At 53.5% G+C, this 11,582-nt stretch carries 7 protein-coding genes and 1 other RNA gene; 3 read left to right on the plus strand and 5 right to left on the minus strand.

Features of this window, described 5'->3' with window-relative positions:
- The 3 genes from H6F43_RS07175 to H6F43_RS07185 form a co-directional block, all read right to left on the minus strand.
- A partial coding sequence (locus H6F43_RS07175; protein WP_190342084.1) for a DUF4347 domain-containing protein occupies positions 1 to 2,709 on the minus strand: 2,709 nt, incomplete at its 3' end.
- 222 nt (positions 2,710 to 2,931) lie between these two features.
- On the minus strand, positions 2,932 to 4,065 hold the full coding sequence (locus tag H6F43_RS07180) for a glycosyltransferase family 1 protein (RefSeq protein ID WP_190342086.1): 1,134 nt from the start codon (positions 4,063 to 4,065) through the stop codon (positions 2,932 to 2,934).
- Positions 4,066 to 4,197: 132 nt separating this feature from the next.
- Positions 4,198 to 5,349 carry an NAD-dependent epimerase/dehydratase family protein gene (locus H6F43_RS07185; RefSeq protein WP_190342088.1) on the minus strand — a complete coding sequence of 384 codons (1,152 nt, stop codon included), beginning with the start codon at positions 5,347 to 5,349 and terminating at the stop codon, positions 4,198 to 4,200.
- 510 nt (positions 5,350 to 5,859) lie between these two features.
- On the opposite strand from H6F43_RS07185, the gene ssrS reads away from it, so the two are divergent.
- A non-coding RNA gene (gene ssrS, locus H6F43_RS07190) (6S RNA) lies at positions 5,860 to 6,044 on the plus strand.
- A gap of 124 nt (positions 6,045 to 6,168) precedes the next feature.
- Here ssrS and H6F43_RS07195 read toward each other — a convergent pair.
- The gene (locus H6F43_RS07195) at positions 6,169 to 6,573 is read right to left on the minus strand and encodes a fasciclin domain-containing protein (RefSeq protein ID WP_190342090.1); all 405 of its coding nucleotides are present in this window, start codon (positions 6,571 to 6,573) and stop codon (positions 6,169 to 6,171) included.
- 223 nt (positions 6,574 to 6,796) lie between these two features.
- Here H6F43_RS07195 and H6F43_RS07200 point away from each other — a divergent pair, with 223 nt between their 5' ends.
- Together H6F43_RS07200 and H6F43_RS07205 are read left to right on the plus strand one after the other, a co-directional pair.
- Positions 6,797 to 7,750, plus strand: a complete 954-nt coding sequence (locus tag H6F43_RS07200; RefSeq protein ID WP_190342092.1) for a LysR family transcriptional regulator — start codon at positions 6,797 to 6,799, stop codon at positions 7,748 to 7,750.
- 434 nt (positions 7,751 to 8,184) lie between these two features.
- Positions 8,185 to 9,771: an alkaline phosphatase gene (locus tag H6F43_RS07205; protein ID WP_190342094.1), complete on the plus strand. Its 1,587-nt coding sequence runs from the start codon at positions 8,185 to 8,187 to the stop codon at positions 9,769 to 9,771.
- 2 nt (positions 9,772 to 9,773) lie between these two features.
- Here H6F43_RS07205 and H6F43_RS07210 read toward each other — a convergent pair whose 3' ends face one another.
- Positions 9,774 to 10,967, minus strand: coding sequence for a Coenzyme F420 hydrogenase/dehydrogenase, beta subunit C-terminal domain (locus H6F43_RS07210; RefSeq protein WP_190342096.1), 1,194 nt, complete (start codon positions 10,965 to 10,967; stop codon positions 9,774 to 9,776).
- Positions 10,968 to 11,582: the final 615 nt, after the last annotated feature.

The raw sequence follows: 11,582 nt of genomic DNA on the forward strand, positions 1-11,582 counted from the left end.
GATCGTCAAGTTCACCGTCAAATTCCCGCTGTTTCCATCGCGGCTAATTCGGTAGGTGCCCGGATTGCCCGGAAGCTCGGTTGCAGTGGCATCGGTTGCGGTGAGCGAAACGCGATCGAACGCTGACTCAACGGCTCCAATATCCACAAAGGTATTCACGATGCGAGGATTGCCTATTTGATCCGTGGCGCTGACTCCGGTGTTGCTGCCTGCGTTAATGGCGGCGCTACCTACGAGAAGGGCGTGGGTTTGAGTTAATCCGCCATTGTTGCGTAGCACTGGGTCTAAGCCCAAGGCAGCAGCAGTGCCGACGCGGTTGGTAGCATCTGGGGCAACGCCAAACAGGCTGCTATCGGCAAACAGATTGTTTTGTAGGGTGTTGATCGTGCTGGAGTTGGCTCTATAGAGACCGCCGCCGTCGGCTGCGGTATTGCCGCTGAAGGTACTGTTGCTCAGACTTAATGTATTAAAGGTCCAGAGGGCACCGCCCCTAGTGGTTGCGGTATTGCCGCTGAACGTGCTGTTGCTCACGGTCAAATTGCCGTTGTTATCAATGCCGCCGCCGAAATCGCCTGCGGTATTGCCGCTGAGGGTGCTGTTGTTCAGGGTTACTGTGCCGCCGTTGATGGTGATGCCGCCGCCACCGCGGACGGGTGCCGAATTGCCGCTGAGGGTGCTGTTGTTTAGTGTCAATGTACTACCCTCGTTCCAGATGCCGCCACCGTTGGATGCGGTATTGCTGCTGAGGGTGCTGTTGCTTACGGTTAACGTACCGTTATTGTAGATACCGCCGCCGAAGCCGCTGGATGCATTTCCTCTACTAATGGTGAGACCAGAGAAGCTGGCAATGGCACCAGGGTTAACAAAGAAGACGCGGCTCGCATTGTTGCCGCTGACGGTGAGGAGGTTAGCTCCGGTGCCCTGAATTGTGACGTTGCTGCTGATGCCCAGTTGGCCTGTCGTTAAGGTGATCGTGTCGGGTGTGGCATCGGCGAGAGTGCTTGCAAAGCTGATCGTGTCGTCTCCCGCGATCTCATTGGCATTCAGCACCGCCTGTCGCAGCGAACCTTCACCGGAATCATTCGTGTTGATGACGACGAAATCGTTTTGGGCGATCGTCACCGTTGCCGTGTTGCTGGTGTCGCTGACGCTGTAGCCTGTGCCCGTTGCCAGATTGAGCTTCAGCGCGTCGGCGGCTTCGGCAAAGCCGATCGCTTCTGCCAGCGCAGCCATGTTCAGCGTCACGGAGTTTTGCGTGTCGGGAATGACGACGGTGAGGTTGCTACCGGAAACCGCAACGCTGGCTCCGCTGAAAGTATAGTCGCCACTGGTCGCGCTGCTGGTGCCGTCGATCGTCAGGTTGACGGTGAGTGCGTCTGTGGTATTGGTGCGCGAAATCGTGTAGCTGCCTGTGTTGCCTTCGGTAATGTTGGCGGTGCTGGTGCTGAGGCTGACGGTGGGAATGGGAGTTCTTAAGCTATTAATCCAGGTAGTATTGGCTCCACCGTTGGGATTTCCTGGCGTTATTGCTGCATTATTCGCAGCAGCAAGAGTGTAGTTAGAAGCTGTTGTAACGCCTCCAGCAGTATTTCCTGTGTAATAAACAGCCTGATTTCCATCGGGTCTAGGTGTTGCAGCGGTAAATCCACTTGTATTACCTTGATCCCAATCCTGTATGACAGTTCCGGCGTTGTTTTTCAGAATCGGATTATCCTGACTGTTACCATTACCAAAACCGTTCCAGCCCACACCTGTGAAAAGAGTTGTGTTGGTGTGTGCGGCAACAATGGTAAAGTTGCCATCTGCAAAGTTCACATCATCCGCAGGCAAGACAGTATCTCGATCGCCGCCGTTGTAAACAGTAATCAGTGTGCCTGCTGCCACGGACTGCCACTGCGATATATTGTTAAAGGTAAAATAAGTGTTGCCAGGTGCAGGAATTTCGTCGCCAAGCGACCATCCTCTTAAGTCAGTTGTTGCAGTAACCAGCAGTTCAACCCACTCTTTAGTGCCACCATTGCCCTGCGACCACTCATTGATAATGATGTTTAGCGTGTGCTCATAGGTTGCAGTTGCTAAAGCTTGAAAAGGAGATTCAGTCTCAATTTTACCCGTCTGATACTCCAGCGCCCAATTGCCGCCTAAATCTGAACTGCCCGTCAAATCGTCCGACGCAGCAACATCCGCCCCGGTTAGCTGTGCGATCGTCTGCACAAACGCCTTGCCCACTTCATCCTGCGCCACATTGCAGCCATACAGCAAAATATCCGTATCCGGCGTCAGCGCCTTGCTCCAGCTTTGCATCTGACTGGCATAGCTCTGCAAATTGTAAGCGGTTAGCCAGTCGTGCCCCAACTGCAACGCGCCATCCGCCCCATGCGACACAATCTGTACGCTGGCGATGCCTTCCCGCCCGATCAACGTTTGCGTGATTTGGGAAACGGCATCTTGAACCGGATTTAACAGATGCACCTCAGTTCCCGGTGTCGCGTTGGCGGCGAGAAAGTTTGCGTCGGCAATGGCGGAGTCGATGAAGAGAAGTGAGGAGTGAGACGTGAGGAGTGGGGAGTGGGAAGGGAAGGGTTCGATCGCCCCAAGCGGCGTCGAGAAATTTAGAGGTTGCAACAGGTTGGACGACGCGATCGGTGAAGGCAGCAGTTCCATGAGGCGTTTATCGGGTAGATACGGCAGAAGAAATTCGCAGCACATCTACTCAGCGCCTAAGTAGACGCTCAGCCATCCGTGCTTCACGAGAACGAAAGTTTATGGAAGCATGACGTAGAGATCGCAAACGTTCGCGGGTGCGATCGCCTCTAACCATTAGGGAGATAGCCATCTCCGCACGATCGCGGGTTAACCTGTCATTGCTTCGACTTCAGAGTGCCCGGAAGCCGTTGAAAACACGCAGTCGCTCAAAATAATTTTGAAGTTCTAAGCAGCCGAAGACATCGACTGGGCAGAAATAACGGCGTAATAATACGTACGAAGCTGCTGAGTCGCTGCCGTCCAACTCCAGCGTTCCGCCTCACGGCGAGCATTGCGGCGAAGCGTTTCGCGTTCGCTGGGGTCAGCCAGAAGCCGCTGCGTTGCCGCGATCGCGCCCCGCTCATCCGTGGGATCAAAGAGAAACCCATTGACGCCATCTTCCACAATGTCCGGGATACCCCCTGATCGCGCGGCCACCACTGGACAACCCGCCGCCATCGCTTCCAGCAGCACCAGCCCCAGCGTCTCAGTGCGCGACGGAAACACAAAGGCATCGGCAGAGGCAAAGGCAGCCGCTAGTTCTCGCCCCTGCAAATAGCCGACAAAGTGCGTTGGCGTCCCCGCAAAGTGCTGCTCCAACGCCTGCCGATGCGGACCATCCCCAACCAGCGCCAAGCGGGCATTCGGAATTGCCTGCATCACAGGCTTGATCCGATCGATTTCTTTCTCTGCCGAGAGCCGACCGACATAGAGCAGCAGCGGCGCGTCGGGATATCCTTGACTGAGGTGTGATCGCATCTCTAACGTCGCGAGATGCGGCTGAAAGGTTTCGGTATCAACGCCTCGCTGCCACAGATCCACCCGCTCGATGCCATGTTCGGTCAAGGCTTGCATCATCGCTGTTGAGGTGCAGAGATTGAGCGCTGCCTGATTGTGTCCAGCTTTCAGCAGCTCCCACAGCAAGCCTTCCAACATGCCTAAGCCGTAGTGCTGAAGATACTCCGGCAGATGCGTATGGTAGGAGGCGACCAGCGGCAAATTGTAAAGCTTGGCGTAGAACAATCCCGCCAAGCCCAAAACTGCCGGATTCACGACATGAACAATATCGGGATTGAATTCTTTTAGAACATCGCCGATCGCTGGACGCGGCAGCGACAGCTTCAGCTCTGGGTACAGCGGCAGCGGAAACCCCGATACGCCGTAGATCTTGGCTCCCTTGTATTCGGACAAGCCCCCCTCTGGCGCAAACACCAGCACCTGATCGCCCCGCCGCTGCAACTGCTCAACCGTGTGCCGCAGGCGCGTCACGATGCCATCAACTTTGGGAAGAAAGGTTTCGGTGAAGAGGGCAATTCGCATAAAGAGCTATTAGCTGTTAGTGATTAGCTATTCGTTTTTAGTGACTAGCTATTAGCTATTGCGCGACTAGTGACTAAGAGCGCCAAGCGCTAACGACTGATTACTAATCACTGATCACCAACGACTAAAAACCTACCGTTGCCACGTGACCTTCGGAAGAATTTGCGACTCATCCACGCGCTGCTTGTACTTCATAGCGAAGTTTAGCAATGAATCCAACAGCGAATCGGATAGGTAATGCGGTTGCAGTCCTAAGTCTAAAAGATTCGTGTTTTTGGCGTTAAAGTAGTGCTCTTCTTTTTCAATCCTGGGATTGTCCAGATTCTTGATGTCTACTTTCAGACCTACCGCCGAGCTTGCTTTCTGCACCATGTTTGCCAGATCGCCGACGCTAAACATCTCAGTGAACTGGTTAAAGACGCGGAATTCACCTGCGTTTGCAGGGTTGGCGATCGCCAATTCCACACACCGGACTGTATCGCGGATATCCAGGAAGCCGCGAGTCTGCCCACCCTTGCCGTAGACCGTAAGCGGATGCCCGATCGCCGCTTGAATGCAGAAGCGGTTGAGAGCAGTTCCAAACACGCCGTCGTAGTCCAAGCGATTGATCAGCAGTTCGTCCATGCCTGTTTCTTCGGTCAGAACGCCGTAGACGACGCCTTGGTTCAAGTCAGTGGCACGCAAGCCCCAAATTCGGCAAGCGAAGTGAATGTTGTGCGAGTCGTGTACTTTGCTGAGGTGGTACATGCTTCCCGGCTGCTTCGGGTAGGGCAGCGTGTCTTTGCGCCCGTTGTGCTCGATCGTGATGTAGCCTTCCTCAATATCAATGTTGGGGGTGCCGTACTCGCCCATGGTGCCAAGCTTGACGAGGTGACAGTCGGGGAAGCTTTCCTTCATGACGTAGAGCAGGTTCAGCGTGCCCACGACGTTGTTCACCTGGGTCAGCACCGCATGTTCGCGATCGATCATCGAGAACGGAGCCGATCGTTGCTCGCCGAAGTGAACGATCGCCTCTGGCTCAAACTGGTGCAGCGCTTGGTTGAGAAACTCGTAATTGGTGATATCGCCGACAAATAGATCAATAGTTTTGCCAGTGAGGTCGCGCCAGCGCTGAAGCCGCTGCTGGATTGGAGCGATCGGCGTCAAGGTTTCCACACAAAGCTGGGCATCCCAGTACCGTCGCACCATGCTGTCCAGAATCCCGACTTCATGACCCCGGTTGGAAAGATAAAGCGCCGTCGCCCAACCGCAATAGCCGTCACCACCAATCACTAGGACTTTCATCTTGCCACTGTCGCTTGCAGATACTCCGCTAAATCTACCACTCTTGGGGAACCATTTCGCATCAAACCGTATTTTCTACCTTGCGGCTGCGAGTAAGCGGTTTTAGCTGCTTTTGTAGCCCTCCCTACAAGTGCTCCCAACGTCTGTAAGGCTCTAGACGGCGTTCAATTGCGACTGAAAACCTGCTTGATCGCCGGGGTAATACCAATTCTCTAAATTCCAGCCACAGACTAAACCACTAAAACGTAGGCAGACTCAAGCTTCTGCCATTCCGAATTTCGAATTTCGAATTCCCAATTGGTCTTACCTACCCGCTCTACACTGCTTTGCCCAAAGAAGCTTCGGCGCGAGTGCTGTCTGCGGCGAGTCTACTGTTGTGAAGGGCGCAGAAGGCTGAGCTGCCGTAGCTGGTGCTATGGATGGGCGGGGTTTTGTCGGTGATCGGCGATCGCCAAATAATGTGAGCAAGGTCACTCCCCAGTTTGCTCAGCAGCCGCTACAATGAGGAAAGTTCTACTGCGATGTTGGTGACTGCCAATAACGTTTTATGATCTATACCTTTTGCTCACGGGAACCCAATTGTCTGATGGCAGTAGACCGGGCTTGTACTCGGAAACTTTAAATCAGGACTATCAGGTACCCACCTGGTTTTTACCAGGTCAAAAACTGAGGTAAGACGGCATTGCGGGGAACGTCAAATTTTTTAGAGGCACACAGTATGTGTGCCTCTTTTAACTTTTGGCAGGTTTGCCCTAAGGTCTGCACACATTTCTAGTGGGATGCAGAATCCTTGAAGCTTTCTCTGGAACGAAAGAAATTTCAGCCCATCAAAATTACGTTATCGAGCACATGAATAATGCCATTGTCTGCCTCGATATCTGCGGCAACAACAGTAGCATTTTTTACTTCAAAACCATCAGAGCAGTCGATCGGAATCGGCGATCCTTCCACAGAAGTCACCGTTCCTAGCTTTGCCAGATCCGCTTTGGTTAGCTTCTGCCCAGCAACCACGTGATACGTCAGAATGCGAGTCAGTTGGGGAATATTTTGAACCAGCGTTTGGATGGTTCCTGGAGGCAGTTTAGCAAAGGCATCATCGTTCGGTGCAAACACCGTGAACGGACCTGGGCTTTTTAGCGTCTCCACGAGTCCCGCTGCTTGCACAGCCGTTACAAGTGTTTGAAAAGAGCCTGCACCAACTGCGATATCAACAATGTCCGCCATGCGTCTGTATAGTAAGTAACATCAATCAATAGAAAAGGCGTTGCACAGTGAATGAATCGTCATTGCTGAATCGTGCAACGCCTGAATGGAAGGGAGCTATAGACTCTTTGGAGAGGTTCGGCTCTTACCTGAGATGATACTGTTGAAATTCATAAAGAAAAATCGTGATTCGCAATCAGGCGAATAGACTGTTATCTATACTTAGCTTCTCAAGGAGACTCGCTTGAAAAACGCAACTCTCCATCAGCTTAAAGTCTTTGAGGCTGTTGCTCGCCACAGTAGCTTTACCCGTGCGGCGGAAGAACTTTTTCTGACTCAGCCGACCGTCTCGATGCAGGTAAAGCAACTGGCAAAAGCTGTAGGTGCGCCGCTATTTGAGCAGGTTGGAAAACGGCTGTATCTCACCGAGGCAGGCAAAGATCTCTATACAACCTGTCGCGAAATTTTCGATCGCCTCGCCCAATTTGAGACCTCGATCGCCAACCTCAAAGGGCTGAAGCAGGGCACGCTGCGGCTTGCTGTGGTCACAACTGCCAAATACGTCGTTCCGCGATTGCTGGGTCCGTTTTGCCAGCGCTATCCCGGCATTGATATCTCGCTCACCGTCACGAACCACGAGCGCGTCATCGACAACTTGCTCGACAATCGCGATGACCTCTACATCCTCAGTCAGCCGCCCGAGGATCTCGATGTCAACATTCATCCGTTTCTAGAAAACCCGCTGGTGGTGCTGGCGTGGCGTGACCATCCCCTAACCCGCGAAAAGAACATTCCTCTAAAGCGAGTAGCAGAGGAGCCGTTTATTATGCGCGAGCCAGGATCGGGCACGCGTAAATCAATCCAAAAAATGTTCGACGAGCAAGGCTTGGCGCTAAACGTCAAACTGGATTTGGGCAGCAACGAAGCGATCAAGCAGGCGATCGCAGGCGGATTGGGCATCTCTGCTTTGTCGCTGCACACGATGGCGCTGGAGGGACGAGATAGCCCCCTGACAATTCTGGACGTGGAAGGCTTTCCAATTGAGCGCTACTGGTATCTTGTCTATCCGGGTGGCAAGCAGCTATCGGTAATTGCCCAGGCGTTTTTCGAGTATTTGCTCAACGAGGGCAAAACCGTAGCGGAACAAACCGCCTTTCAGGGTTTTTTCAGCTACGCCAGACAGCTTGGGGGCGGATAAAGGCTAGGGGACTTGGCGCGGTTCCTGACCACAAATTGGGTAGAGCAGTGCTGAGTTTTCTACATCAAGCAATTATATAAATTGAGTCGAATCCATTAGTCGTTCCTTAACTTCATCTTGGTAAGAGATTACCGTTCGAATGGTACTGTTCATCTGTCAAGTGCAGCGTTTTGCCATGCCTGAATCAAGGTAGGTAGCGCACTAAATAGGATGTGTGTCCGTGCAATCAATCAGATTGCCGAGAGTTTGATTGGCTGGCTAACCGTTCTGCGTTCTGTACAGACTCTTACAGAACTGACATTCAACCCAAACAAAGAATTAACTGGTTTGTCACCGGTTTGCGTTCGATTGAGGAGATCGTCAAAGCGGAGTGAGATTAGCGTTGGGGCACAGATTGCATCTGCACAGTATGGTGGTTAACCAAGGAAGCATCTATGGATCGTTGGCAGCTAGAGCAACTATTTTCGCGGCGCATCAATCGTCGTCAATTGCTAGCCGGGGCGGGGGCAATGACGGGGTTGGCGATCGCGACGCAGTTTCCCGGTCGGCGCGTTATTGCCGAACCCACATTTTCAAACTATCCCTTTAGCCTGGGAGTTGCATCGGGTGATCCGCTGGCAAATAGCGTGGTGCTGTGGACGCGGTTGGCGCCCGACCCGCTGAATGGAGGCGGAATGCCTGCGATCAACGTGCCGATTCGCTGGCAGGTGGCAACCGATCCGGCAATGAAGCGCGTTGTTGCCAGCGGGACAGAGTATGCCCTGCCCGAACTGGCTCACTCGGTGCGGGTGATTCCTCGCGGGCTCAAGCCCGATCGCTGGTACTGGTACCAGTTCAGGGCAGGAGATGCGGTGAGTCCAGTGGGTCGCACGCGCACTGCTCCCGCCGCTGGTTCCAATTTGAATAAGCTGACGTTTGCCTCAGTGTCTTGCAACCACTACGAGCAAGGACTCTTCACCGCCTACAAATATCTGGCGGAAGAAGAGCTTGACCTGGTTGTGCATCTGGGCGACTACATTTACGAGGGCGGCAGTAATCCCAATGCGGTTCGCCAGCACAATAGCCCTGAGATTATCACGCTGGACGACTACCGCAATCGCCACGCCCTCTACAAAACCGATGCCAATCTACAGGCGGCGCACGCAGCGTTTCCCTGGATTGTGACCTGGGACGACCATGAAGTGGAAAACAACTACGCGAACGCCACATCTCAAGTCGATACGGAGCCAGATCAAGACCCAGAGGTTTTCTTGCAGCGTCGGGCGGCGGCATATCAAGCCTATTATGAACACATGCCGCTGCGCCCCGCCAGTATGCCCAAGGGTCCCGACATGAAGCTGTATCGGCGTTTGACTTACGGCAACCTGGCAGAATTCAACGTCATGGATACGCGCCAGTATCGCACCGATCAACCCTGCGGCGACGGAACGAGAGCGCGCTGTGCCGAAGCGCTTGCCCCGGAAGCAACGCTGACGGGCGCACAGCAAGAAAAGTGGCTGTTTCAGGGACTCGATCGCTCATCCGCGCGATGGAACATCCTGGCACAGCAAGTGGTGATGTCGCAAATCGATCGCACGGTTGGACCCGATCAAACCTTCAATATGGATGCGTGGGATGGCTACTACGCTGCCCGCGATCGCGTCCTGAAATTTCTGCAAGCACGTCAACCGTCTAACCCAGTGGTGCTGACAGGTGATGTCCACACCCATTGGGCAATGGAGCTAAAAGCTGACTTCGACAATCCTGATTCCAGCATTGTGGGCAGTGAGTTTGTCTGCACCTCCATCAGTTCCGGCGGCAATGGCGCAGATACCAACGCTACGGTGGAAGCGTATCTACCCGAAAATCCCCACATCAAGTTCTTTAACGGTCAGCGGGGCTTCATTCGCCATCAGGTGACGCCGGATGCGTGGCAGTCTGACTACCGGGTGGTAGCAGCGGTGACTGTGCCGGATGCACCTATTAGTACCCGCGCCTCGTTCGTTGTGGAAAACGGACATCCGGGCGTGCGCCCTATCTAGGGTTACTCGGGTAGCGTGTACTGTGCCACGATGCGCTTAGCGTACTCTGGCACATGCGCCTCCAGCTTTTCAGGATGGTGGCGCTTGAGGTACAAATAGTTGCGCGTGAAATGGGAGTCGATCGAAAATCGAGCGTACTCCAGTCCTTTGGGACCGATGCGCTCGATCACGACGCCCATCAGCTTTGCTGCCCACATCGGCAGCGTCACTCCCTTGTCATAGGCGGGAATGCTCTGCTGCACTGCCTGCCGTCGATCGCCCTGCGACATCACAGGCTGCGTCTCTAGTTGGTCCTGCACCAGATCGAGCATGTCCTGCCCGCGATCGTTGCGGACCACAATCCACTGCCAGCCAAACGGCGCGCCCATGTAGCCCACGACGAGATCGGCGAGCGAGTTCACATAGTCAAAACAGCTCATGCAGGACGGAGCAAATACATCTTTGAGTTCCTTTGTGTTCAGCCCAAAAAACGGCACCGTTTCCACTGAGCCGTCTTCGTGTTTGAAGTGCACTCGGAAGTCCTGCATAAACTCGTAATGCACAACGGTATCGGGCGATCGGCTCGTTGTTTCTAGAAATTTCTGCAACCCAGCGCGAGTGACGTTATCGACACAGGGCGTCCCCAGTACGTAGAGCTTCTCCAACCCCAACTGCTTCTCTACGGCTCTCAGCGCTTGAATTTGACAGCCAACCCCAATCACCAGCAGTCGTTTCATGCCGGACTCCTCAATCTGCTCCAGCACCGACAGATTTGGGGACAGAGTCGGCTTGTTTACCCGTGCCGCGAGTACATCAGCGGGCGTTCGGGCAATGACGGGTTTGGGCTGGAACCGATCGTCTTCGGTATTTTGAATGCAGACGACGCCTTCTACGATGCCGCGATTCAGCATCTCAATCGCGATCGAGCTGACGATCCCGGTCCATTGCGCTCCCGGAACTGGCTCGGTTTTCCGCGCTGCCATCATGTCTTGGTGCACGCCAAAGTAGCGATCGTCCGATTCGTCTAAATTCCGGCTTCGCCCATGCGCTTCTGCTTCAAGCTCTGCAATGTGCTGATGGATAAAGGCGCACGCATCTTTTACATAGTGGATGTAATACGTATCGCAGAGTCCGCACTCACTACAGAGGTCTTTAGCAGGACGGCGACTAGAGGATTTTAGAGCTTTGGCTTTGTGATGAGAAGGCGCTACGGTCATGATGTGGAGCGATGCATACGTCTGTTGATCACAATAGCTTATGGTTGCTTCCTGGAGTAGAGGTTGGGATTTAAGAAGTACAACGGTTCCGAGCGCAGATTTTAGAGAACCGCCAATACCATGGTTTCCTCTAGATAAGATTACACAGGTAGAAACTTTGTTAAATTTATGTAAAGCTTCATCTAACGGGTGGTAACTTCACGGGGAAAAGTGTCAACCTCTACTGGAAAGCGTCGGTGCCGTAATATCCACTGATAAGCACTTAATATCGGTACAGGCGCGATCGCAGAAGCTCACCTTCTGCATGAATCAACTCAGTGCATCCGACCAAAACGAATGTGCGATCGTACTAGGGCATATCGTTAATCGCTTGCATCAGACTTCTACCACCCAACGGTTAGGGTGCAGGATTCCACAAACCATACAGTGCACTATCCCAGCTATTCACCAGAGCGATGCTCCAACGGAGCACAGGTCTGAATGCAATTCACCTCGTTTGCCTCCAGCAAGGACTTCCTAGAAGTTAACCGCTGTCTCCGTTGAGCAGTGGGCTGAGAACGTGTGTTGCAGTTCCTTGACGACAAGGAACCGTTGAGTAGCTGTCAGGGCGGTAAA

Source organism: Leptolyngbya sp. FACHB-36 (genome assembly GCF_014695955.1).
GTDB lineage: Bacteria > Cyanobacteriota > Cyanobacteriia > Leptolyngbyales > Leptolyngbyaceae > FACHB-36.